A 24,375-nucleotide genomic window follows, 5' to 3' on the forward strand; every position below is an offset into this window, starting at 1 on the left:
GGCCAAGTCGCATATGGGCGACAGCGACGGAGAATCCGCGCGCGTGCGTTCCTTGTCCGGATGAACAGCGATAGACTGCGTTCAGCCCCCGTTCAGAGGCCCCTGTCTAGAAGACAAACCATGATGCGTATTCGAGCCCTCCTGCTGGCCGGCCTGATCGCCCTCGTCCCCCTGACGGACGCGGCGGCCCAGTCGCGCGGCCGCGACCGGGACCGCGACGAGGACCGTCGCGAGCAGCCCCGGAACTATCCGGGCCAGGGGCTGCGTGATGCGCCCCGCTCGGCGCCGCGCGCAGACCCCGGCGATGTCGCCCGGCGGGTCCAGTCCAACCGTCCCGGCCGGATGCTGGGCGTGCAGGAGCGCGGCGGCGACTATGTGGTGCGCTGGGAATATCCGGGCGGACGCGTGTCGGACATACAGGTTGACGGCCGGTCCGGCCGGGTTCGCGGAGACGACTGAATGCGGGTGCTGCTTGTCGAGGACGACGTCGATCTGTCGCGCCAGCTGAAGACCGCCCTTTCCGACGCCGGCTACGCTGTCGATCACGCCCCCGACGGCGAGGAAGCCTGGTTCCTGGGCGACACCGAACCCTATGACGTGGTGGTGCTGGATCTGGGCCTGCCCAAGATCGACGGGGTGTCGGTGCTGGAGCGCTGGCGCCGTGAGGGTAAAGCCACGCCGGTGCTGATCCTGACGGCGCGCGGCGCCTGGTCGGACAAGGTGGCGGGCTTCGACGCCGGGGCCGACGACTATCTGACCAAGCCCTTCCACACCGAGGAGCTGCTGGCCCGCCTGCGCGCCCTGCTGCGCCGCTCGGCCGGCCATGCGGCGGCGACCCTGACCTGCGGCGGCCTGCGTCTGGACCCGCGCGCGGCGCGGGCGACGGTGAACGGCGAGCCGCTGCGCCTGACGTCGCTGGAATACCGCCTGCTGCACTACATGATGATGCATCAGGGGCGGGTCATCAGCCGCACCGAGCTGGTCGAGCATCTGTATGATCAGGACTTCGACCGCGACTCCAACACCATCGAGGTCTTCGTCGGACGCCTGAGGAAGAAGATCGGTTCGGACCGGATCGAGACGGTGCGCGGCCTGGGCTATCGCCTGTCGCCGCTGGCCGGCGAGAGCGACGCGGCCTGATCCGTGACCGACGCCGGGGCGGTTGAAGCGCCCGCCAAGCCGCACGGGAACGAATGGGGCCGCTGGCTGGGGCGACCGGGCAAGTCGCTGACGCGGCGCCTGATCTGGCTGGCCTCGGCCTGGATTCTGGTGGCGCTTGTGGTCACCGGCGTGGTGCTGACCTCGGTGTTTCAGGAATCGGCGCTGCGGCGGCTGGGCAACATGCTGGGCGACACCATCGACGAGGCGGTGGTGGCCGCCAGCATAACCCCCGAGGGCGAGGTCTTCGTCGGCGAAATCCGCGATGCGCGCACCGAGCGCCTGCTGTCCGGCAAGTACTGGATGGTGGCCGAGCCGGGCCGCGACGGACGGCTGCAGGTGGTGGCGCGATCCGCCTCTCTGGGGCGGGCCGATCTGGAATATGCGCCGGATCTGGATGAGCGGCTGCGCGAAGCCTTCGGCCAGACCATCAGCTACAACGCCGAGGACGGCCCCAAGGGCGAGCCCCTGCGCATCGCCGCCAGCATGAAGCAACTTCCGGGGCGGACCGCGCCGATCGTCTTCTTCGCCGGGGTCGACCGCTCGGACATCGACGCCGACACGCGCCAGTTCGCCACCGTGACCTGGGTGGCCATGCTGCTGCTGGGGGCGGGTCTGGTCTCGGCGGTCTTTATTCAGGTGCGGGTCGGTCTGCGCCCCCTGTTCGACCTGCGCGACGAGATTTCAGACGTGCGCAAGGGCCGCTCGCACCGGGTCGAGGGGGTCTATCCGCTGGAGATCCAGCCCCTGGCCGAACAGGTGAACCGGCTGCTGACCCACAACCAGGAGACGGTGGAGCGCCAGCGCACCCACGTCGGCAACCTGGCCCATGCGCTGAAGACGCCGCTGGCGGTCATGCTGGCTGAGGCGGGGACCAGCGAGGGCGTCCTGCCCGACATGGTGCGCAAGCAGACGCGGGTCATGCAGGACCAGGTCGACCACCACCTGCGCCGCGCCCGCGCCGCCGCCCGCGCCGCCCATGGTCTGGGCGAAACCACGCCGGTGGGCGAGGTGCTGGACGAGCTGGCCGTCATGCTGGAGCGGGTGTTCGAGACCAAGGGGGTCGAGATCGACTGGCGCGCGCCGGACGACCTGGCCTTCCTGGGCGAGCGTCAGGACCTGCAGGAAATCTTTGGCAACCTGATCGAGAACGCCGCCAAGTGGTGCCGGCGCCGGGTGCGGATTTCAGCCGGCGCTTCGATCCCCGGCCAGATGATCGTGGTGGTCGAGGACGACGGCCCCGGCCTGCCCGCCGACCAGCGCGACGCTGCCCTGAAGCGCGGCACGCGGATGGACGAGGACACGCCGGGCACCGGCCTGGGCCTGTCCATCGTCGAGGACCTGACCCGCGCCTATGGCGGCCGCGTCACCCTGGCCGACAGCGACATGGGCGGGCTGAAGGTGCTGCTGGAACTGCCGGCGGCGGAGGGATGAGGAGCTGAGGCTGGAAGCGGGCGTGTCGGGTGTCCGCTAGGGGTGGTTAGCGATCATGGCGATCAATAAATTAAGGTAGTCAGGAGAATTGGGGGCAAGCGATCATCCGCCGGGACTTGCTCAAGCTCTCACAATGGACGTTGGATCGATGAGAATGAAAAAGCAGCCATCGAGCGATATTGTGTTGTGGGTTTGTGTGGCTTCAATACTGTCTGCAATATTTTGTATTTTGATCAAAGAAGAAAATTATCTATTTAACGCTGTTGCATTTATAGCGGGGATATTTACTTTTTTATATGCAATATATTTGGCAGATGAAAGACTTCGCCAAAGAGGGAAGAGCGCGTCGTGGCTTATAATTTTCTTTGGTCCAGCTGTGGCGGCAATTATGTTTTCCCAGCTTTTACCTGAGGGTGAGGACAAGCTGATAATGCTATATATCATAGTATGTTGTTTGCTTGTTGTTCCTCCAGCCGTATGGGGGGTGTGCGAATTGTCGACAAAGCCAAATAATGAGGATAAAATTATTTGATCTTATTAAGGGGTGGTGTTTGATTTTTGTGCCGCCACGCCCTTTGGATTGGCTAAATTAGGCAGTTCAGAAGTCTTTCATGACGTCCGCAACGGGTCGAAAGCAGACCATAGGCCGCTCTGCCGGACGACGAGGGCGGCGCTGTGCCCGCCGCCCTAATATAGTCGCTTGAAGCTTGGCCATATTCGCTGCGGGCCGTGAGGCGGCGTGGGGAATGAGGGAAGGCTATGACGTCGCGTTTTATTTGCGGGCGGTTCGGGCTGGCAGCGGCCTTGCTGTTGTTTTCGGCGACGGGCGCGGCCGCCGGGGAGCGGCCGGACGTCGTCCCGGCCATGGCGGCGTTCGAGCAGGCGCGGGTCCTGTGCGAGGCAGACGGCGGGCGGGCCTGGGGCGTCAGCCTGTGCGGGCCTGTGCTGATCGCCGATCCGGCGACGCGACAGGTCATCGCCAACATGGACGGGGTCGATGCGGCGCTGGAACGCGAGGGCGAGGTCTTCCGGGGCCAATTGCCGGACGCCGTGCCCATCGCCAACACCGCCGTGCGCTGGAACGGCCGGGTCTGGACCATGCTGGTCGCGCCCTTGCCGAAGGATGAGCCGGGGCGGTCCATCCTGCTGATGCATGAGGCCTGGCACCGGATTCAGGATCAGATCGGCTTGAAGGCGACGAACGCCGACCAGCCGCAGCTGGCGACGGAGGCGGGGCGGGTCTCGCTGCGTCTGGAACTGCGGGCGCTGGCGGCGGCGCTGGCGGCAAGCGACCCGGCCGCGCGCCGCGTCGCGGTGGAGGACGCCCTGACCTTCCGCGCCTGGCGACAGGCCCGTTTCCCCGACGCGCAGGCCGCCGAGGACGCCATGGAGCGGCATGAGGGACTGGCCGAATACACCGGCCGCCTTCTGTCGCGCGACGAGGCCATGATCCCGCATCTGGCCGAGCATTTGGGCCGGGGAGACCGGGTCCGCGCCTATGCGCGATCCTTCGCCTATTACACCGGGCCGGCCTACGGCCTGCTGCTGGACGCGGCGGCGCCGGACTGGAGAGCGTCATGGGACCGGCGCGAGGGGCTGCCGCAACTCCTGGCGCAGGCGCTGGGTCTGCAGATCGCCGCCGGGGATGCGACGTTCGCGGCGCGCGGGGCGGCCTATGGGGCGACGACGGTTCAGGCCGAGGAGGCGGCGCGGGCGCTGGAGCAGGCGGCCCGCGTCGCGAGCCTGAGGGCCGGACTGGTGGACGGCCCGGTGCTGGTCGCGCCTGTCGCCGGGGCGAGCTTCAGCTTTGATCCCAACAAGGTGACGCCCCTGCCGCCCGAGGGCACCGTCTACGGCGTCATTCGCGCCGCCGCCGACTGGGGCGTGCTGACGGTCGAGAAGGACGGGCTGCTGTCGACGGACTGGTCGCGGCTGACCGTGGCACATGCAGGGGCGACCCCGACGCAGGACGGGTTGAGGGGCGAGGGCTGGACCCTGACGCTCAAGCCGGAGTGGCGTCTGACGCCCGGGCCGCGCGACGGCGACTGGACGATCACGCGACGTCCGTGAGTTCAGCGTGAGGACAGGCGGCTCCCAATCCCCTGTTAACCCGAAGGGCGCACCCTGACCCCCGTGGCCGGGATTCGGTTCGGCCCGAGGAGAATGCATGGCGGACCTGTCGGCCGCGCAAAGGGCCGCCCTGGCCCAGCTGATCGCCGCTTGCCCGGATCATCTGCTGTCCCAGCTGGAAGCGCTGGCGGCGGCGATGACGGGGGATCGGGCGTGGGCGCTGCGCGACATGGTCGAGGCCGAGGTGCTGGACCGGCGACGGCGGGATACGGCCTTTGCGCCGCTGAGGCCGTTGTTCCGGCGCCGCGAGGACGGGCTGGAGGGCCTAAGCTTTCCCGCAAGCGTGCCGGGGCGGCTGTGGCGGCTGGCCACGCGCAACGAGCCGGAACTGCTGCCGCAACTGGACCGCGACGACGAGCTGTCGCGCATGGTGGCCGATCGCCTGTGCCTGAGCGCGGCCTCGGCGGTGCGCGATCAGGGCGAGGCGCTGTGGCCCGGCGCCAGCGCGGCGCAGCTGGCGGAACTGTCTTCCTGTTTTGATCTGGCGGCCCTGGCGCGCCGGTCCCTGGACTATCTTGAGACCTGGCTGGGACGGCCGGGGCCGGAGGCGGTCGCCGAGTTGAAGCTGGCGTTGCGGCAGGCGGGCTCGATCGCGCCGGACGGGGCGGGACGGCTGATGGAGATGCTGTTCGCCCACATGCCGGACGCCCGCATGATGTTGCGGGTCGTGGCCCAGGCGACGCCGACGGCCGGGCGCGAAACCCTGCTGAGCGAAAGCGAGCTGGCGGTCTTCGTCGATCGGGTGGTGACGGCGCTGGCGCATCGCGCGGCCGAGGCGGCGGCCTTTGATCCTACGGCGCCGGGGGCGGACGCGGCCCTGCTGAAGGCCGATCTGGACTGGTGCGCCGAGACCCTGTCGGAGATCGACATGACCCTGTCGCTGCGGGCGGACAGCGCCTGGGGCAAGGCGGTGCGGCAGGCGCGGCTGAAGATCGCCCTGCGTTTGTCCGAACTGTTCAGCGCGGCCGAGAAGGCGACGGGCAAGGTGCTGCCGGTCGAGCGCGCGGCCATGGCGGGGCGCATGACGCGTCCGGCGCCGCGTCTGGACGAGGCGGTCGATGCGGCGACGGCGGATCGGGCCAAGGCTCTGGCGGCGGTCATCGGCCTGGTGCGCGGCCCGGCCACGGTGTTCGGCTGCGAGGCGGAGCGACGCCAGACGGCGGAAGGTCTGACCGGACGGCTGGCGACCTGGGCCGACGAGGCGCTGGAGCGGCTGAACGACGGCGAGGCGACGGATGAGGGGGTGGCGCGCAAGCGGATCGCCCTGACTGCTGAGCTGCTGGGTCTGATCGGGGCCAGGGAGGCGCAGCGCACGGTGCGGCGGCGGCTGACGGTGGCCGGGGCACCGCCCAGCGTGGCGGTCGAGGCTGCGACCTCGGGAGCCTCGCGTCGGCGCGCCTGATCCGCTAGAGCGGCGGGCATGACGATCTTCTGGATCATGACGGGACTGGCCGCGGCGATGGCCGGGCTTCTGGTGCTGGCCGGCGCGCGACGCGGGGCGGACGCGGAAGGCCTGGTCGATCGTGACGCCGCGGGACGCGAGCTGGCCGAGCTGGATCGGTTGAAAACGCGCGGTCTGCTGGACGAGGCGGGCTGGACCGCCGCGCGGGCCGAGGCCGGCCGGCGGCTGCTGGCGGCGCGCCGCGATGCGCGGGCGCCGGTCGTGGGCGCCAGGGACCGTCTGTGGGTTCTGGGGGGCATTGGACTGACGGCGGCGGCGTCGCTGGCGCTTTATCTGGGGCTGGGCGCGCCGGGCATGGCGGATCAGGCCTATGAGACGCGGGTGCGCGACTGGGCCTCTTCGCCCGAGACCCTGGAGCCGGCCCAGGCGGCGGCGGTGATCGGCCGCATCGTCAAGGACCGCCCCGACGATCATCGCGCCCTGACCATGCTGGGCGCGGCCCGGTTCGAGGCGGGCGACCCCATCGGCGCGGCCTCGGCCTTCCGCCGGGCGCTGGCGATCCAGCCGGACGACGCCCAGAGCTGGGCGCGGCTGGGCGAGAGCCTGGTGCGGGCCAACGAGGGCGCGGTCGGCGGCGACGCCGAGGCGGCCTTCCGCGAGGCGCTGAAGCGGGATCCGAACCAGCTCGGGGCGCGCTACTTCCTCGGCGAGGCGGCGCTGAAGCGCGGCGACAAGGCCGGGGCGGCGGCGGTCTGGGGACCGCTGATCGCGGCGCTGGAGCCGAACGATCCGCGCCGGGCCGAGCTGCAACAAAGACTGGGCGGGGCTGGATGAGCCCGCGCCGCAACCCTTTTGTGATGTCCTGAGATGAGCTGGCTTCCCAAATCGCCCAAGGCGCGGCGGCGTCTCTGGATCGTGGCTGCGGCGGCGCCGGTGCTGGCCCTGGCGGTCGGCCTGTCGCTGTGGGCCATGAAGGACAACGTCACCTACTTCTTCTCGCCGTCCGAAGTGACCGAAGAAGCGGCGCCGGTCGGGCGGGTGATCCGTCTGGGCGGGCTGGTCGAGGCCGGCAGCGTGGTCAAGGGCGCGGACGGGACGGTGGTCTTTGTCGTCACCGACAACGCGGGACGCAGCAAGGTCAGCTATCACGGCGACCTGCCCGACCTGTTCCGCGAGGGGCAGGGCATAGTGGCGCAGGGATCGTTCCGTCCCGACCGCGTGTTTGAGGCCAGTCAGGTGTTGGCCAAGCACGACGAGACCTATATGCCGCGCGAAGTCGCCGACCGCCTGAAGGAAAAGGGCGAGTGGCGGCCTGAAACGGGCGAAGCGCCGCCCGCAACCACGAGCCGCAGCCTGTGATCGTCGAACTGGGGGCGTTTGCGCTGATCCTGGCGCTGGTTCTGGCCGGGCTGACGACGGCGCTGGCGACAGCCGGGCGTTTGAGGCTGAGCCCGGTGCTGGCGGGGGCCGGGGGCGGGGCATTGATCGCCTCGGCGGGGGCGACATTGCTGGCCTTCGCCGCCCTGATCTACGCCTTCGCGGTGTCTGATTTTTCGGTGTCGAATGTTGCTCTGAATAGCCACACAGACAAGCCGATGCTTTACAAGGTGGCCGCCGCCTGGGGCAGCCACGAAGGCTCGCTGGTGCTGTGGTGCCTGGTCATGACCGGCTTCGGCGGGGCCCTGGCGTTGGCGCGGGGTCTGCCGTTCGGGCTGAAGACCTCGAGCGTGGCGGTGCAGGGCGCGCTGTCGACGATGTTCCTGGCCTTCGCCGTCTTCACGTCCAACCCGTTTGCGCGGCTGGACCCGGCCCCGGTGCAGGGGGCGTCGCTGAACCCGCTGTTGCAAGACCCGGCGCTGGCCGTCCATCCGCCCCTGCTCTACGCGGGCTATGTGGGCTTTTCGGTCTGCTTCTCGCTGGCGGTCGCCGCCCTGATCGAGAAGCGGGTCGATCCGGCCTGGGGGCGATGGGTGCGGCCGTGGGCGCTGGCGTCCTGGGCCTTTCTGACGGTCGGCATCCTGCTAGGCTCCTTCTGGGCCTATTACGAACTGGGCTGGGGCGGCTGGTGGTTCTGGGACCCGGTCGAGAACGCCAGCTTCATGCCGTGGCTGGCGGGGGCGGCCCTGTTGCACTCTGCTATCGTCACCGAGCGACGCGGGGCGCTGGCGGGGTGGACAGTCTTCCTCGCCATCCTGGCCTTCACCTTCTCCATGCTGGGGGCCTTCCTGGTGCGCTCGGGCGTGCTGACCTCGGTTCACGCCTTTGCTGTGGATCCGCAGCGGGGCATGGTGCTGCTGGCCATTCTCGGCGTGGCGGCGGGCGCGGCCTTCATCCTGTTCGCCCTGCGGGCGCCGGCCATCCGCTCGGGCGCGGCCTTCGCTCCGATCAGCCGCGAAGGCGCCCTGGTGCTGAACAACCTCTTCCTGACGACGGCGGCGGCGACGGTGCTGCTGGGGACCCTCTATCCGCTGATCCTGGAGGGGATTTCGGGGGCGACCATTTCGGTGGGGCCGCCCTATTTCAACGCGACCTTTGTTCCGCTGCTGGTGGTGGCCTGTCTGATCCTGCCCGCCGGGCCTCTGCTGGCGTGGAAGCGCGGCGATCTGACGGGGGCCTTGCAGCGGCTGTGGCTGGCGGCGGGTCTGGCGGTCGTGGCGGCCTTTGCGGCCTTCCTGCTGTTCGAACCGAAGAAGGCGCTGGCGGCGGCGGGGCTGGGCGTCGGGGCCTGGCTGATTTTCGGGGCGCTGGCTGAGCTGGGCGTGCGGACCAAGGCGTTTCGCGCGCCGCTGGCCGAGACCTTGCGCCGGGCCAGGGGCCTGCCGCTGGGGGCCTGGGGCATGACCCTGGCCCACGCGGGGCTGGGCGTCTTCATCCTGGGGGCTGTGGTCGAGACCAGCTTCAAGGCCGAGGCGGCGACGGCGGTTCCGCTGGGCGGCGTGGTGTCGTCGGGGCCGTGGCGGGTGCGTCTGGACGCGGTCGAGGTGATCGAGGGGCCGAACTATCTGGCCGAGCAGGGGCGGCTGACGGTCATGCCGGTCGAAGGAAAGGCGGTCGAGCGTGTCGTCACCGCCGAGCGCCGCTTCTTCCCGGCGGGCGGGCAGACGACGACCGAGGTGGGCCTCGACTTCCGCGGGCTGGACGACGTCTATGTGGTCATGGGCGAGCGGGCGGCGACCGAGACCAACGAGCAGGCCTGGACGGTGCGGGTCTATTACAATCCCTGGGCGCGGCTGATCTTCCTCGGCCCGGCCATCATGGCCCTGGGCGGGGTGCTGTCCCTGCTGGACCGGCGGCTGCGGGTCGGCGCCGGATCACGCAAGAAGACCTCGGAGGTGAAGGCGTGAGGCGGCTGGCTTCTCTGGTCGGGGCCTTGAGCCTGATGGCGGGCGCGGCCTTGGCCGAACCGCCCCCGGCGCCGGATCGTCCCTTGCCGGATGCGGCGCAGGAGGCGCGGGCGCGGGCTCTGTTCACCGACATCCGCTGCGTCGTCTGTCAGCACGAGTCCATCGCCGACAGCCCGGCGGGCATCGCCGCCGACATGCGCCGTCTGGTCCGCGAGGAAATCGCGGCGGGCAAGAGCGATCAGGCGGTGCGCGCCGATCTGGTGCGGCGCTACGGCGACTACATCCTGTTCCAGCCGCCGGTGCGGGCGGGGACCTGGCTTTTGTGGTTCGGGCCTTTCGCCCTGGTGCTGGGCGCGGGAGCGGTCTTCGTCTGGCGTTCGCGCCGTCGCCGGGTCGAGGTTCAGCCTCTGACGGCGGAGGAAGAACAGGCGCTGGCGGACCTGACCGCCGAACCTGACGAAAGCGAGAGCCTTTCGCCGCGATCCTGACGCAAGCGCGCCTCACGGCGAACGCGGATCGGGAACAACCATCGCGAGGGCGTGCATTGGCTTGGGCCGTAACGCCCTATATTCATGGGCGAACGGAGCTTCTGGAGCTCCGCCTTTCAGGACTGCAAGGACGACGATGCTGAAGCGCAAGGAGTTCATTCTGGGGGCCGCGGTCGGCCTGACCTTCGCCGCCGCCGCGACGGCGGGCGGGGTCATCAGCTGGCCGGGCGCCCACGCCGCGCCCGCCGCCGCACAGGCGGGACGGCTGGTCCCCTCGGCCGGGGCCGCGGGTCTGGCCTTCGCGCCGCCGCAGGGCGCGCCGCTCAGCTTCGCCGACATCTTCCAGCAGGTTGCGCCCGCCGTGGTGCAGATCGACGTCAAGACGCGGGTGCAGCGCCCCAATGGCGGCGGGTTCCTGCAGATCCCCGGCTTCGGCGCCGTGCCCATCCCCGGTCAGCCGCGCGGCGGCGGTTCGGATGAAGACAGTGAAGAGGACAATTCGACCACGGCCCAAGGCGCCGGATCGGGCTTCTTCATTTCGGCCGACGGCTTCATCGTCACCAACAACCACGTCGTGGCGGACGCGATCGAGATCAACGTCAAGCTGAGTGACGGGCGCGAGCTGAAGGGGCGTCTGGTCGGTCGCGACGAGGGAACGGATCTGGCGGTCATCAAGGTCGACGGCGAAGCCTTCCCGTTCGTCAGCTTCGAGGAAACGGCGGCTCCGCGCGTCGGCGACTGGGTCATCGCCGTGGGCAACCCGTTCGGTCTGGGCGGCTCGGCCACGGCGGGCATCGTTTCGGCGATGTCGCGCGACATCGATCCGGCCGGCTACAACGAGTATTTGCAAATCGACGCCGCCATCAACCGGGGCAACTCGGGCGGTCCGACCTTTGACATCTATGGCCGGGTGATCGGCGTCAATACGGCGATCTTCTCGCCGACGGGCGGTTCGGTCGGCATAGGCTTCGCTATTCCGGCGGCCACGGCCAAGAGCGTCACCGACCGTCTGATGCGTGGCGAAAAAATCGAACGGGGCTTCGTCGGCCTTGGCCTTCGCACCCTCAGCGAAGATGGCTGGGAGGCTCTGGGGCAGCCCAGGAACTTTAAGGGCGCGCTGGTGGAAACTGTCACCGAGGGCGCGCCAGCTTCGCGAGCAGGCGCGCAGATTGGCGACCTGCTTGTGAGCGTGAACGGCGAGGCGGTCGCCAATAGCGTCGAGGCGACCCGTCGCGTCGGCGCGGCCAAGCCGGGCGATACTATTCGTCTTGAGGTGATCCGCGACGGTCGCCGTCAGACGCTGAACGTCCGTGCGGGCGTCCGGCCCTCTGAAGATGAACTCGCGGCGGCAGAAGAGGGCGGCGCTGCCCCTGGGGCCGCAAAGCCGAGCGCAAGCGAAACGGTGGAAGGCCTAGGCCTGACGCCGCTGACTGCGGCCGCGCGGTCGCGCTACAGCATTCCCGAGAGCGTCTCGGGTCTGGTGGTGACGAATGTGGCGCAAGGCTCGTCGGCGGCTCGCCTTGGCTTCCAGCCGGGCTTCGTCATCACGCGCGCAAACACCCAGACGGTCAGTTCGGCGGCGGACCTGCGGGCGGTGGTGGAAGCCGCCAAGCAGGCGGGGCGTCCCAGCGTCCTGTTGTTCGTCCGCACGCCGCAGGGCACCAGCGTCGTGCCGCTGCCCTTCGCCAAGTCTGAATAAGGCGTAACTCACAGGATCGGCGGCGATGCGCTAACATCGCCGCCGAATCTATTTTGGGAGGGGTCCATGCGTATTCTGGTGGTCGAGGACGACGCTGAAGCGGCGACCGCGATGGTGCGCGGCCTGAGCGAGGCCGGGCATGAGGTGACGCACGCCGTGGACGGCGCCTTCGGTCTGCTGGAATCGCAGAAGGGCGGCTACGACGTCTATGTCGTGGACCGCATGATGCCGCGTCTGGACGGCGTCGGCATGGTCGAGACGGTGCGCAAGGGCGGCGATCAGACGCCGGTCCTGTTCCTGTCGGCGCTCGGCGAAGTCGAGGATCGGGTGACGGGTCTGAAGGCCGGCGCCGACGATTACCTGGTCAAGCCCTACGCCTTCGCCGAGCTGATCGCGCGGGTCGAGGCCCTGGCGCGCCGTCGCGAGACGGGCGGGGTGCAGACCGTGCTCAAGGTCGGCGACCTGGAGATGAACCTGATCGGCCGCACCGTCCATCGCGGCACGACCGAGATCGATCTGCAGCCGCGCGAGTTCCAGCTTTTGGAGTTCCTGATGCGCCACGCCGGTCAGTCGGTGACGCGCACCATGCTGCTGGAGAAGGTCTGGGAATACCACTTCGACCCTCAGACCAACGTCATCGACGTCCACATCAGCCGCCTGCGCTCCAAGATCGACAAGGGCTTCGACAAGGCCATGCTGCAGACCGTGCGCGGCGCGGGGTATCGGCTGGAGGCGTAGGCCAGACTTTCTCCCTCCACGGTTGGGGAAGGTAGCTTTTGATCCTCCCCTGCGCAGCGGGGGAGGGGGACCGCGCGAAGCGTGGTGGAGGGGGCGACTGCGAACGCCCCGCTTGGGATTTGAAGCATGGACGGCGCAAAGAGGGCAAAGGACGCGGTTGTGGCCGCCCCCTCCACCGCTTTGCGGTCCCCCTCCCCCGTAAACGGGGGAGGATCAGGGGGGCGCGACCACCCTCCCCATGAAGGGGAGGGAGAAGGAGCATGAAACTGCCCTCGCTCTTTCGGCGGACGCCGTTCCGGCTGACGCTGCTGTTTCTGGCGCTGTTCGTGGCCACGGCCAGCGCGGTGCTGGCCTATGTCTACATCGCCTCGGCGTCGGAGGCGCGGGCGCGGGCCGAGGCCAGCGTCAAGGCCGAGGTCGACGCCCTGACCGCCGTCTATCGCACGCGGGGCAAGGACGCGCTGAACCAGGCCCTGGTCGAGCGCGCCATTCGCGGCGGTCCCTACCTCTATGTCCTGAAGGACGCGGCCGGAAAGATCGTCACCGCCAACATCACCGACGTGCCCGAGGGCGTTTCGACCGGCCACTGGGAGACCTTCCGCCTGACCGACACGGATGAGGACGGGCGGGTGCGCAAACGGCAGTCCATCGGCATCGATACGGCCCTGTCGGGCGGCGAGCACCTGTTCGTCGGCGAGGACGTGGGCGACATCGAGGCCTATCTGGCGCGTCTGACCCAGGCCCTGTGGGGGGCCATGATCATGGTTCTGGTGCTGGGCGTCGGCGGCGGTCTGGTGATCAGCCGCCGGGTCGAGAAGTCGATGGGCGGGCTGAACCGGGTGGTGGCGGCGGTGCAGGACGGCGATCTGAAGGTGCGCGCGCCCGTCACCCATTCCGGCGACGAGCTGGACGAACTGGGCCAGGGGCTGAACACCATGCTGGACCGGCTGGAGGCCTCGATGGCCTCGATCCGCCACGCCGGGGACGCCATCGCCCACGACCTGCGCTCGCCCCTGACCCGGATGCGGGCCAAGCTGGAGGTGGCGCTGATCGACGCCGAGGCGGGCAAGGTGTCGGGCGTCGACGCCCTGAGCGTCGCCCTGGACGAGGCGGACCTGCTGCTGAAGACCTTCAACACGGTTCTGGCCATCGCCCGGCTGCAGGCGGGCGGGGCGCCCGATCCCAAGGTGTTCGACGCCGCCGAACTGGCCATCGACATGGCCGAGCTCTATGAGCCCTCCGGCGAGGACAAGGGGCTGGAATTCTCGGCCGAGATCGAGAAGGGGCTGATGATCGAGGGCAACCAGCCCTTCCTGGCCCAGGCCCTGGCCAACATCATCGACAACGCCATCAAATACACGCCCGAGGGCGGGGCGGTGAAGTTCCGCGCCCGGCGGCGGTCGTCCGGCGAGATCGAGTTTTCGGTCACCGACACCGGGCCGGGCGTGCCGGACGAGGATCGCGAGCGGGTGCTGCAGCGCTTCGTGCGGCTGGACAACAGCCGCACCGAGCCGGGCTCGGGTCTGGGTCTGTCGCTGGTGACGGCGGTGGCCGAGGCCCACGGCGGCCGGGTGCAACTGGATGAAGGGCCGGGGGCCTATGGCGGACAGGGGCCGGGCCTGCGCGTGGCCCTGGTCCTGCCCCCGGCGAGCGAGACGGCGGCCTGATGAACGAGGCCCAGAAAGGCGGAATGCTGGGACCGAGGCTGAAGCCGTGCGGGCCGGTGCGCGACGCCGAGGCGGCGGGGCGCATCCACGAGCGGCTGGTCGAGGCGGCGGATCAGGGCGTCTGGCGCGCGACGCTGGACGGAGCCTGGGCGGCGCTGGAGCCGGTGTTCGCGGCCTCGCCCTATCTGGCGGGGCTTGCGCGGCGCTGGCCCGAACGGCTGCGACAAATCCTCGAGACGGCGCCCGAGACGCGGCTGGCCGAGATCCTGGCGGCGACTGGCGCCATCGACGGCCCGGCGGACGAGGCCAGGGCGCCGCTGCGGCATCTGAAGGCCGAGCTGCATCTGCTGACGGCCCTGTCCGACCTCGGCGGGGTCTGGGATCTGGATGCGGTGACGGGCGCCCTGTCGCGCTTCGCCGATGCGGCGGCGCAGGCGGCGCTGCGCTGCGTGGCTTATGACCAGAGGCGGCGCGGCAAGCTGATCTCGGCGGCGGATGACCCGCGCGGGCCTGTGCCCGGCCTCTTCGTCCTGGCCATGGGCAAGGGCGGGGCGTTCGAGCTGAACTATTCCTCGGACATCGACCTGTCGCTCTTCTTCGAGCCCGAGGTGCTGGAAGGGGCGCTGGCCGACGGCGTGGAGGCGCAGGGCTTCGTCAATCGTCTGGCCCAAGGTCTGACGACCTTTCTGACCGAGCGGACGGCGGACGGCTATGTCTTCCGCGTGGACCTGCGGCTGCGGCCCGATCCGTCCTCGACACCGCCGGTGGTCGCGGCGCCCATGGCCTTGGCCTACTATGAATCCGTCGGTCAGAACTGGGAGCGGGCGGCCTTCATCAAGGCGCGGGTCTGCGCCGGAGATGCAGAGGAGGGAGCGGCCTTCCTGAAGGCTCTGGTTCCCTACATCTGGCGCCGCAGCCTGGATTATCAGGCCGTGCTGGACATCCAGTCGATCAAGAAACAGATCCACGTCCACAAGACCGGCGAGGGGTTGGAGGCGGCGGGCGCCAATCTGAAGCTGGGGCGCGGGGGCATCCGCGAGATCGAGTTCTACGTCCAGACCCAGCAGCTGATCCTGGGCGGGCGGGACAAGGGGCTGAGATCCTCGCGGACGCTGGAGGCGCTGGAGGCCCTGACCGAGCGTGGCCATGTGACGCTCGAGGCGCGCGATGAACTGGCCGCCGCCTATCATGAGCTGCGGGCGCTGGAGCATCGGGTGCAGATGCTGGCCGACGAGCAGAGCCACGTCCTGCCGGTCGATCCCGAGCGTCGGGCCGATGTGGCGGCCTTGGCGGGCGAGGGCGAACTCGTCCTGTTCGACGCCGGGGTCGAGAGTCTGCTGATGGGGGTCAATCACCGCTATGGCGAGCTGTTCGAGGGGGGCGAGGAACTGTCGTCACCCTATGGCAGTCTGGTCTTCACCGGGGTCGAGAATGACCCCGGCACGCTGGAGACCCTGAAGCGGATGGGCTTTTCCGAGCCCGCGACGGTGTCCGACACGATCCGCAGTTGGCACCACGGCCGTATCCCGGCGACGCGGACGGCGCGGGGGCGCGAGCTGTTCACGCGGCTGGCCCCGCAACTGCTGACCGCCGTGGCCAGGACGGGGGCGCCCGATGCGGCCTTCCGCCGCTTCGCGGTCTTCTTCTCGGGTCTGAGCGCGGGGGTGCAGGTGCAGGCCCTGTTCCTGAACCAGCCGAAGCTGTTCGATCTGGTGGTCGGGGTCATGGCCTTCGCCCCCAGACTGGCGCGGGCTCTGGGTCGTCAGCCGCAGGCGCTGGACGGGGTGCTGGACGCGCGCTTCATGACGGCTCTGGGCACGGATACCGGCGTGGCCGATCAGGTGGTGCGCGAGGCGCGTGAGGCGGGGGATTTCGAGAGCGCCATGAACGCCGTGCGCCGCCTGCACCGCGAGCAGGCCTTCCGCATCGGCATGCACATCATCACGGGGCGGACCACGGCCGAACAGGCGGGGCTGACCAATACCTCCCTGGCCGACGCCTGCATGCAGGGGCTGGCCCCGGCGGCTCTAACCGAGGCCGAGCGGATGGGCGGGGCCTTGGAGGGCGCGGTCGCCGTGGTGGCGCTCGGCAAGGCCGGATCGCGCGAGATGACGGCGGGGTCGGACCTGGACCTGATGACTGTTTATGCCGCGCCGCCCGAGGCGGTCTCGGCGGGCAGGGGATGGAGCGCGGACCTCTTCTACGGGCGGTTCACGCAGAGGTTCATCGCCGCCCTGTCGGCCCACACCGCCGAGGGCGGGCTCTATGAGGTGGACATGCGCCTGCGGCCGACGGGGTCCAAGGGACCGGTGTCGGTGCGGCTAGAGGCGTTGGAGGCCTATTACGCCGAGGAGGCCGAGACCTGGGAGTTCATGGCCCTGACGCGCGGGCGGCTGGTCTGGGCCAGCGACGCGGCGTTCGGCGCGCGGGTCGAGGCGACGCTGGAGGCGGCGCTGCGGCGGCCGCGTCCCGGTGTGGACGTGGCGCGGGACGTGCGGGCCATGCGTGATCTGATGGACCGCGAACGGCGACCCAAGGGGTTCTGGGATCTGAAGCTGTCGGCGGGGGCGCAGGTCGATGCCGAGTTCGTCGCCCAGTACCGCCAGCTCTGCGCGGCGGCGGCGGGCGAACCGCTGACGGTCTCGACGCTGGAGGCGCTGAAGGACGATGCGGTTCTGGCCGAGACCTGGCGCACGCACCAGCAACTGGGGCAGTTGATGGCCTGCGCCTTCGACGGGCGTGGCGACCCGGACGCCGAGCCGGCGGGCTTCCAGCAGCGGCTGGCGGAAGCGGCGGGGGCGTCCGACTTCGAGACTCTGAAGGCGCAGTTGGTTGAGTTGCGGCTGCGGGCGCGAAACGCGTTCGAGGCGGCGCTGCCGAGCGGGCTGGACGGCGGTCGCGACGGAAACTGATCCGGGCGGCGTTCTATTTCTCGACAGGGAGTTTTTTCGGGCTTCAGCCCGTGGAGACCATCGAGATGAACAAGACCCTTGGTGGCGTGGCCGCCATCGCCGTCCTGACCGTTTTCAGCGGTGTGGCCGTGGCTCAAACCGCCGCCCCGCAGCGCCCGGCGCGCGCCGCCATGGCCCAGCCGGTGTCGCAGGCCGACTTCGTCCAGCGCCGCGTGGAGCGCCTGCGCGCCGCCGACGCCAATCATGACGGCACAGTCACGGCCGAGGAGATGCGCGCCGCTGGCCAGGCCAAGCGCGCCGAACGCCGCGCGGCTCTGTTCGAGCGTCTGGATGCGAACAAGGACGGCTCCATCAGCCGGACCGAGTTCGAGGCGCCGCGCGCGGAAGGTCAGCAGGCCCAGCGCGCTCATCGCGGACCGCGCGCTGAGCACGCCGGTCGCGGTCATCGCGGCGGCATGCATCGCGGGGCCGAGCGCATGGGGCGGGGCGGTGAAGGCCGCTTCCCGATCGTGATCGCCGAGGCCGAGCGCAAGGCGACGGAGGCCTTCATGCGTCTGGACGCCGATCGCGATGGGACGCTGACGGTCGAGGAGCGCCGTGCGGGCATGCAGGCGCGTCGCGCCGACATGCGCCAGAAGCGTATCGAGCGTCGGGCCCCGGCGGCGTCGCCTTCGACGCCCGCTTCGGAGTAGGGTGATGTCGGGGAAGGCGGTGCAGCCGTCGGCCCGTTTCGTGAACGGCGAAAGAGGCTGGATTGGCGAAGACCGCCGACCCCGACGAGGAACTGGTGCGGCGCGTGGGTCAGGGCGACCCCGCGGCGATCCAGGCCATGGTCGCTCGCAAGCTGCCGCGCATGCTGACGCTGGCGCAGCGGATGCTGGGCGACGCGGCGGAGGCTGAGGACGTGGCGCAGGAAGCGATGCTGAGAGCCTGGCGACAGGCGCCCCGCTGGACGCCCGGCCAGGCCAAGTTCGACACCTGGCTGCACCGGGTGGGGCTGAACCTCTGCTACGACCGGCTGCGGCGTCGGCGCGAGATCGCGACGGATACGCCGCCGGATCGCCCCGACGACGGGCCGGCGCCGGATCGGGGCCTGCTGGCCCTGGAGACGGGGGCGCGGGTCGAGGCGGCCCTGGCGAAACTGCCCGAGCGGCAGCGCGAGGCCATCGTCCTGTGTCACTATCAGGAACTGGGAAACATCGAGGCGGCGGGGCTGATGAACGTCAGCGTCGAGGCCCTGGAGAGCCTGCTGTCGCGCGGACGGCGGGCGTTGCGGACGGCTCTGGCGGACATGGCGCCGAACGCGCCGGATGCAGTGAGAGCGGCGAATGGGTAAGGCGGGGGCTGGAACCATGACGATGACGTACGAGCGTTTTGAAACTCTGGCCGACGCCTATGGCGGCGACCTGCGGCGCTGGCCCGAGGCCGAGCGCGAGGCGGCGCGCGCCCTGCGGGATGCAGACCCACGTGCGGCGGTCCTGCTGGCCGAGGCCGACGGCCTGGACGCCCTGCTGGACGCCGCGCCGCGCCCGGTCGCGTCGCACGTCCTGCGCGAGGCGGTGATCGCCAGCGCGGCGGGGGCGGGCCTGCGGTCGCGCCGTCGGGGTCCTGGCCCTCTGGCCTGGCTGTCGGGCGCCGGCTGGGCGGCGGCGGCCTGCGCCGGGGTGGTGTTCGGGATCAACCTGACCAGCCATCTGACCGCCGACGTCCAGGCGGACGCGGTGCTTTATCAAGCCAGTCTGACCAGTGCGGACGACACGGAGGTTCTGGGCGGATGACGTCGCGTAGCTTGAAGATCGCCTTGGCCGTTTCGGTCGCCCTGAACGTTTTCGCCGTCGCCGCTGTGGGCGCGGTCTGGGTGTCGCGCGACAAGATCGAGCACCGCGTGGCCGAGGCGCACAAGTCGGGGCGCAACGAACCGGTCTGGGATGTCATAGAGCGGATGGACCCGGCCGTGCGCGATCAGGTCAAGGCGCAGCTGCGCGCCGCCGCCATGCAGGCGCGGCCGGACTTTGAAGAAGCCCGTGCGGCGCGGCGCGAGGCCATCGCCCTGACGGGCGGCGAGACCTTTGATCCGGTGGCGGTGGCCGCCCTGCTGGAACGCTCGCGGGCGTCCGAGGCGCGCGGCCGCTCGCGGCTGGAGACGGGAGCGGTCGAGACCCTGAACCAACTCAGCCCGGCGGACCGAAAGGCCCTGGCTCCCATCCTGTCGCGTCACAAGGCGAAGCGGGAGGCGCGCAAGCCCGAGAAGGCCGATAAGCCGGTCGCGCCCGTGGCGGCGGCTTCGGCGGCGCGATAATCTCTCCCGTCATCCCGGACGGCTGTCAGGTCGATCCGGGACACAGGTGTCGGTGCAGGGGCTGTCGTCAGTTCTCGACAGCGAGATCGGGGATGTATTGCGCAGCAATCCTGTCGACGAACTTCTGGGGCGAAGCGCCCATCAGGTTCGTCAGAACGATCACCGTCAGGTCGTCCTCGGGGTAGATGAAGATGGCCGCCCGGTCGCCGCCAGTGGGCGTGACCGCGGGATGTTCCGCGCGGCGGATGACCGGCCAGCCGAGCCCATAACCATTGATGGTCCGGTTGAAGCCGCGGTAGCTTCCGTCGGGCAGTTGCTGCGGCGTCCAGAGCTGTTCGAGGCCCTTTTCGCTGACCAGTTTCCGATCCTGCAGCGCGATGACCCATGCGGCCAGATCTCGAGCCGTGGTCTGAACGCCTCCGGTGGGATGCAGATAGGCCGGCCACGTCTCATGGCGCGCCATCGGGGTTTCGCTGCGCTCGACGCCGACGGCCCTCATGCCCTCCATCTTCAGCGTCAGATATGTATAGAGCGAGGCGAGCTCGGACACGGTGTCGGCGGTGTGTCCAAAGCGCGCCTGCTCCATGCCCGCCGTGTTGAACTGCCCGTCGCGAACGAAATCGACGAAGGGCTTGCCCGAGAGCTTCTCGATGATCTTGCCCACCAGGGCATAGCCGGTCTGATTGTAGGCGTACTGCGTACCGGGCGCATATCTCAGGGGCAGTTCCTGCACCTTCGTCCAGGCGGCGTCGGGCGAGGCGCCGTCGATCAGTCGGGTGTTGTCGTCGATGATTTCGGGCAGGCCGGATGTGTGCGTGAGGACGTGGCGGACCGTGATCGCTTCCCACGACGCCGGAAGCCCTTCGAGATACTGCGTCACCGATGCGTCGAGATCGAGTTTTCCGGCCTCGACAAGCTGCATCGCCGCGACGCCGGTGAAGGCCTTGCTGATCGAGTTGACGCCGAAGACCGTGCGTTCCGTTACCGGCTTCGCGGTCTCGAGGTCGGACTGGCCATAGGCGCCGGTGAAGATGATTTCGCCGTTTTTTACGATCGCCAATTGGAGCCCCGGAATACGCCGAGAAGCCATCTCGCCTTGAACCAGTTGGTCAATCGCGGCGGCCCTGTTGTCCGCTTCCGCGACCGGCGTCGCCTGAGCGTCGGCGCTATCGGCAAGACCGCCCATGATCGCAATCAGGCCGATTGCAGCAGAAATTTTGTTCAGCATTTTTTGGCTATCCAGAGCTTTGGGGTATCGGCGTGTCGACCGAGAGAGGGGCCGGTCATGACGTCGATTGAGCCGCTCGCCGCACGCTCGTCCATCGCGGCTCGGTCAATGGCGCGCCTTGATCGGTGAACGGCCGTGCGTCCCGGTGAACGGCCGCCTCAGGGGGGAGCGGGACGCCAGGCGGCCTAGAGCGAACTTCATCCTGGGACGGCGCCGCTGCCTGGCTCCTGGGTCTTGGGCTCGCCGGACGAGCGGCTCGCTAGGCCGCCTGCGACTGAACCCGCTGAACTGGCGCGCCGGCCGGGGCCATGGCGCCTTCGGGGGCGCGCAGCGGCAGGTCGAACCAGACGGTGGTGCCGTGGCCGGGTTCGCTCTCGATCGTCATGCGGCCGCGGTGCAGTTCGATCAGCGACTTGGTCAGAGCCAGGCCGAGGCCGGTGCCTTGCGTGGTCTTGGAATGCTGGCCCTCGACCTGCTCGAAGGGTTGGGCCAGGCGCTCCAGGTCGGCGGCGGCGATGCCGATGCCGGTGTCGGTCACCGAGAGGCGGACATGATCGGCGTCGTGGGGCGCGATGGTGACGGTGACCGCGCCGCCCTCGGGCGTGAACTTCACCGCGTTGGAGATGAGGTTCAGCATCACCTGCTTCAGGCCGCGATGGTCGGCCTCGACCTGCAGGGTTTCGGGGGCGACGAGGCCGAGGGTCAGGCCCGCCTCCATCGCCTTGCCGCGCATCAGGCGGATGGCGTCGTTGCACAGGGCGTTCAGCGACACGGCCTCGTAGTGCAAGGTCAGCTTGCCGGCCTCGATCTTGGCCATGTCGAGGATGTCGTTGATCAGGCTGAGCAGGTGCTGGCCCGACTGGTGAATGTCGGCGGCGTAACCCTTGTAGCGTCTATCGCCCAGCGGGCCGAACATCTCGCCGGCCATGATTTCCGAGAAGCCGTTGATGGCGTTCAACGGGGTGCGCAGTTCGTGGCTCATATTGGCCAGGAACTCGGACTTGGCCTGGTTGGCGGCCTCGGCGCGGGTCATGGCGACCTCGTACTTGCGCGCCAGCAGAGACAGTTTGACCTCGCGGTCCTCAAGCTCCTCGACCATGCCGCGCAGTTCGTCGGCGGCGCGACGGCGCTCGGCCTCCTGACGGCGGATGACGGTGATGTCCGTGCAGATGACCACGGTGCCGCCGTCGCCGGTGAAGCGTTCGGCCATCTGCAGCCAGCGGCCGTCCTTCAGCTCGACCTCGCGCACGCCGGCGCGGCCGCTGGCCGAGGGGTGCTCGGCCTTGATGGCCCCGGCGGCGATGCGGTTCAGGGCGTCCTTCTGGGCCCCGCGCACCACGACGCCGGCGGGGAAGGCGAAGGCGTCCTGGAAGGCCTGATTCCACAGGATCAGACGACCCTGGCGGTCGAACAGGACGAAGGCGTCGGACACGCTTTCGATGCCGTCGCGCAGGCGGTTCTCGGCGGCCTGGGCCTGGGCCTTGGAGCGGCGGGCCTCGGTGATGTCCAGCGCCACGCCCAGCAGGCTGGAGAAGCCGCCGCTGTTGCGCGGCTGGCGCGACTGGCCGCGAGCGTCGATCCAGCGCACCCCGCCCGACTTCAGCGGTACGGGGAAAGTGACGTCGAAGACGCCGTCGGCGGCGGCGCGGTCGATGGCGTCGATCAGGGTCTCGCGATAGCGCGGGTGGACCCGGTCGATCAGGGCCTGGGTGGTCAGGATCTGGCCGGGCTCGGCCTCCAGCATGGCGGCCATGTAGTCGGACAGGACCACCTCGCCGCGCGCCAGATCCCATTCCCAGACGCCGCAGCGGGCGGCCTCGACGGCGACGCGGAAGCGGCGCTCTGTGTCGGCCCACTGTCGGCTCGCGCGGGCCTGGCGCCAGTTCTGCACGGCGAGGACGGCCAGCATCAGCAGGACCAGCAGCAGGGGCGCGGCCAGCATCCAGGCGTCGTCCAGCCAGGCGGACAGGCCGCCGGCGATGGGCAGGGAGGCCACGACCGCCTGACCGGCGGCCCCGAGCGGAGCTGAGGCCGTCAGCCGGAGCCGACCGTCGGCGTCCTTGACCGGACGTCCGGCGTCGGCGGGAGCCTGACCGGCGGGGGTGAGGCTGAGGTCGGCGCCCCCGAGTTCGGCCTTGAGCGGGGGCAGGGGCGTGCGGGCGACGACGGCGCGGCCGTCCCTGAGCGCGCGACGCGTCACCAGGCCGTCGTCGTGCAGGGCATAGGCGGAGGCGGACGACGCGGACCGGGCCGAGGCGGCGTCGGTCTTGCCGCCCACAGCGGCGAGGACGCGTCCTTCGGCGTCCACGACGACGAAGCCGGCTTCGGGCGCGACAAGGCGGGCGCGGTCCAGGGCCTCGACGGCGAGCGCCGGACGTTCGGCCAGATCGCGGGCGATGAGATCGAGCGCGCGGTCGGTCAGGGCCAGGCGGGCGTCGATCAGGCCAGCGGCGCGCTGGGCTTCGAGCCTCAGGGCCTCGAAGCGGACCGCCTCCGCCTCGCGGCGGGGGCGGCTGTCGTCACGGATGACCAGCAGGGCATAGGCGGTGATGACCAGGGCGACGGCGAGCAGCAGGGCGCGCACCCACGGCATATGACCGCGCGTGATCTGGTCCGTGGCCCGGCGGCCCGGCTGATAGCTGCGGCGCTCCTTGCCCTGCAAGCCGACCCTCTCATGCTGAACAGCAGGCGGGAATCTAGGCTGCGTCGCGGATTCCTGTCGAGGCCCGGAGCGAAAGGCTTTTCACCTGGAAGGCGAACCGGTGCAGGAAAGACTCAGACCGCCTCGTCAGCGGCGCTCGTCGTGGCGCGCGGGGCGTCGTCGGGCGCGGCGAGAACATCAGTGATCTGACGCAGGACGTCGCGGGCGCGGCGGGCGAGACGCAGGCTTTCCGGCGGGGCGTCGTCGGGGGCTTCGGACACCGTCTCGACCAGTTCACGGGCCAGATTCATCAGGTCGGGCGACGCGGCGATCAGGCGGGACTGGAACTCGATGCGCTCGGGATCGCGGTCGTATTCGGCGCCCGGCACGCGCCAGCCGCCCCAGTCGGCCTTGTCGGTGACGACGACGGGATAGGAGCCGGGGAAGGGGTGATGGGCGCAGTCAGCCGGTTCCTGCCACTTGTTTCGGGCGCGCAGGACGCGCCAGTCGCCCAGGGCGGTGAGGGCCACATTGTCCTCGGCCGGAAGCTGCAGTTCGGCGGCCTGGAACTCACGGCCGAGGCCGACCTCGTAGGTGATGCGGACAGGTTCGTCGAAGCCCTTGGCCCAGACGGGCAGGACCTTCTCGATCTGGGCCCAGGCGCCGACGCTTTCGACCCAGACCTTCTGGCCTTTCTGGAACTGCGCGCGCGCCATGGACCTCTCCCCGAATGCAGGGAGGCAGCATGGCGCGCCAGCCGTTATCGTCGGGTTCCGCGACGTGGTTAGCGCGCGGTAAGGATCATCAGGCCGAGCGGGAGATCTCTTCGAGGGCTTCGCCGGCGTACTTCTCCTTCACCCGCGTCGATAGGTCGCCCAGGGAGACCACGCCGACCAGGCGTCCGTCCTTGTCCACGACCGGCAGACGGCGCACCTGACGCGAGCTCATCAGGTCCAGGGCGATCTTCAGATCGTCGTCGGCGCGCACGACGAGGGCGTCGCGGCTGAGGAACTCGACCACGCGGGCATTGGGGGCGGCGCCGGCGGCCACGGCGCGCACCGTGATGTCGCGGTCGGTGATGGCGCCCACCAGGTTCTCGCCGTCGGCCACGGGGATGAAGCCGAAGTCGCCCGCCGCCATCCGGGCGGCCACTTCCTGAAGGGTGTCGTTGGGACGGGCCACCTGCACGTCCTTGCTCATCACGTCGCGGATCTTCATGGGGTTCTCCTTGCGCT

The 24,375-nt window shown here is 69.7% G+C and carries 22 protein-coding genes; 18 read left to right on the forward strand and 4 right to left on the reverse strand.

The features are described 5' to 3' along the window. The first annotated feature begins 120 nt into the window (after window positions 1-120). From B3K53_RS06780 to B3K53_RS06865, 18 genes are all read left to right on the forward strand, one after another. Window positions 121-459: a hypothetical protein gene (locus B3K53_RS06780; RefSeq protein ID WP_292083404.1), complete on the forward strand. Its 339-nt coding sequence runs from the start codon at window positions 121-123 to the stop codon at window positions 457-459. Beyond that, window positions 460-1,140 (forward strand): response regulator transcription factor, encoded by a 681-nt coding sequence (locus B3K53_RS06785; RefSeq protein WP_207825428.1) that lies wholly within the window; start codon window positions 460-462, stop codon window positions 1,138-1,140. 3 nt (window positions 1,141-1,143) lie between these two features. Further along, the gene (locus tag B3K53_RS06790) at window positions 1,144-2,592 is read left to right on the forward strand and encodes a sensor histidine kinase (RefSeq protein WP_292083405.1); all 1,449 of its coding nucleotides are present in this window, start codon (window positions 1,144-1,146) and stop codon (window positions 2,590-2,592) included. A gap of 154 nt (window positions 2,593-2,746) precedes the next feature. Beyond that, the gene (locus B3K53_RS06795; protein ID WP_292083406.1) at window positions 2,747-3,124 is read left to right on the forward strand and encodes a hypothetical protein; all 378 of its coding nucleotides are present in this window, start codon (window positions 2,747-2,749) and stop codon (window positions 3,122-3,124) included. Window positions 3,125-3,351: 227 nt separating this feature from the next. Next, complete coding sequence (locus B3K53_RS06800; RefSeq protein WP_292083407.1) at window positions 3,352-4,662, forward strand: hypothetical protein; 1,311 nt, start codon at window positions 3,352-3,354, stop codon at window positions 4,660-4,662. Window positions 4,663-4,759: 97 nt separating this feature from the next. Continuing rightward, window positions 4,760-6,124 (forward strand): hypothetical protein, encoded by a 1,365-nt coding sequence (locus tag B3K53_RS06805; RefSeq protein ID WP_292083408.1) that lies wholly within the window; start codon window positions 4,760-4,762, stop codon window positions 6,122-6,124. A gap of 18 nt (window positions 6,125-6,142) precedes the next feature. After that, window positions 6,143-6,958: a c-type cytochrome biogenesis protein CcmI gene (gene ccmI / locus B3K53_RS06810; RefSeq protein WP_292083409.1), complete on the forward strand. Its 816-nt coding sequence runs from the start codon at window positions 6,143-6,145 to the stop codon at window positions 6,956-6,958. Window positions 6,959-6,991: 33 nt separating this feature from the next. Next, window positions 6,992-7,483: a cytochrome c maturation protein CcmE gene (gene ccmE / locus B3K53_RS06815; RefSeq protein WP_292083410.1), complete on the forward strand. Its 492-nt coding sequence runs from the start codon at window positions 6,992-6,994 to the stop codon at window positions 7,481-7,483. Next, complete coding sequence (locus tag B3K53_RS06820; RefSeq protein WP_292083411.1) at window positions 7,480-9,468, forward strand: heme lyase CcmF/NrfE family subunit; 1,989 nt, start codon at window positions 7,480-7,482, stop codon at window positions 9,466-9,468. The genes ccmE and B3K53_RS06820 overlap by 4 nt, the downstream gene beginning before the upstream one ends. Continuing rightward, window positions 9,465-9,956 carry a cytochrome c-type biogenesis protein gene (locus B3K53_RS06825; protein WP_292083412.1) on the forward strand — a complete coding sequence of 164 codons (492 nt, stop codon included), beginning with the start codon at window positions 9,465-9,467 and terminating at the stop codon, window positions 9,954-9,956. Before B3K53_RS06820 ends, B3K53_RS06825 begins: the two co-directional genes overlap by 4 nt. Before the next feature lie 136 nt (window positions 9,957-10,092). After that, the gene (locus tag B3K53_RS06830; RefSeq protein ID WP_292083413.1) at window positions 10,093-11,655 is read left to right on the forward strand and encodes a trypsin-like peptidase domain-containing protein; all 1,563 of its coding nucleotides are present in this window, start codon (window positions 10,093-10,095) and stop codon (window positions 11,653-11,655) included. Between the two features lie 66 nt (window positions 11,656-11,721). Next, entirely contained in the window at window positions 11,722-12,393 is a 672-nt protein-coding gene (locus tag B3K53_RS06835; RefSeq protein ID WP_248117903.1) for a response regulator transcription factor, read from the forward strand. 260 nt (window positions 12,394-12,653) lie between these two features. Next, on the forward strand, window positions 12,654-14,060 hold the full coding sequence (locus B3K53_RS06840) for a sensor histidine kinase (RefSeq protein ID WP_292083414.1): 1,407 nt from the start codon (window positions 12,654-12,656) through the stop codon (window positions 14,058-14,060). Next, a complete protein-coding gene (locus B3K53_RS06845) occupies window positions 14,060-16,972 on the forward strand; it encodes a bifunctional [glutamine synthetase] adenylyltransferase/[glutamine synthetase]-adenylyl-L-tyrosine phosphorylase (protein WP_292083415.1) in 2,913 nt (970 codons plus the stop codon). Before B3K53_RS06840 ends, B3K53_RS06845 begins: the two co-directional genes overlap by 1 nt. Window positions 16,973-17,037: 65 nt before the next feature. Next, window positions 17,038-17,664: an EF-hand domain-containing protein gene (locus B3K53_RS06850; protein ID WP_292083416.1), complete on the forward strand. Its 627-nt coding sequence runs from the start codon at window positions 17,038-17,040 to the stop codon at window positions 17,662-17,664. A gap of 62 nt (window positions 17,665-17,726) precedes the next feature. Further along, on the forward strand, window positions 17,727-18,308 hold the full coding sequence (locus tag B3K53_RS06855) for an RNA polymerase sigma factor (RefSeq protein ID WP_292083418.1): 582 nt from the start codon (window positions 17,727-17,729) through the stop codon (window positions 18,306-18,308). 22 nt (window positions 18,309-18,330) lie between these two features. Continuing rightward, window positions 18,331-18,750, forward strand: a complete 420-nt coding sequence (locus tag B3K53_RS06860) for a hypothetical protein (protein WP_292083419.1) — start codon at window positions 18,331-18,333, stop codon at window positions 18,748-18,750. Continuing rightward, window positions 18,747-19,271 (forward strand): periplasmic heavy metal sensor, encoded by a 525-nt coding sequence (locus B3K53_RS06865; protein ID WP_292083420.1) that lies wholly within the window; start codon window positions 18,747-18,749, stop codon window positions 19,269-19,271. The genes B3K53_RS06860 and B3K53_RS06865 overlap by 4 nt, the downstream gene beginning before the upstream one ends. A 67-nt stretch (window positions 19,272-19,338) precedes the next feature. Here B3K53_RS06865 and B3K53_RS06870 read toward each other — a convergent pair whose 3' ends face one another. From B3K53_RS06870 to B3K53_RS06885, 4 genes are all read right to left on the reverse strand, one after another. After that, window positions 19,339-20,499: a serine hydrolase domain-containing protein gene (locus B3K53_RS06870; RefSeq protein ID WP_292083421.1), complete on the reverse strand. Its 1,161-nt coding sequence runs from the start codon at window positions 20,497-20,499 to the stop codon at window positions 19,339-19,341. Window positions 20,500-20,758: 259 nt separating this feature from the next. Beyond that, complete coding sequence (locus B3K53_RS06875) at window positions 20,759-23,161, reverse strand: ATP-binding protein (RefSeq protein ID WP_292083422.1); 2,403 nt, start codon at window positions 23,159-23,161, stop codon at window positions 20,759-20,761. A 113-nt stretch (window positions 23,162-23,274) separates the two neighbouring features. Beyond that, on the reverse strand, window positions 23,275-23,856 hold the full coding sequence (locus B3K53_RS06880) for a hypothetical protein (protein ID WP_292083423.1): 582 nt from the start codon (window positions 23,854-23,856) through the stop codon (window positions 23,275-23,277). An 88-nt stretch (window positions 23,857-23,944) separates the two neighbouring features. Next, window positions 23,945-24,358 carry a CBS domain-containing protein gene (locus B3K53_RS06885; protein WP_292083424.1) on the reverse strand — a complete coding sequence of 138 codons (414 nt, stop codon included), beginning with the start codon at window positions 24,356-24,358 and terminating at the stop codon, window positions 23,945-23,947. Between the last annotated feature and the right edge of the window lie 17 nt (window positions 24,359-24,375).

Source organism: Brevundimonas sp. UBA7506 (genome assembly GCF_002479495.1).
In the GTDB taxonomy this organism is placed as follows: domain Bacteria; phylum Pseudomonadota; class Alphaproteobacteria; order Caulobacterales; family Caulobacteraceae; genus Brevundimonas.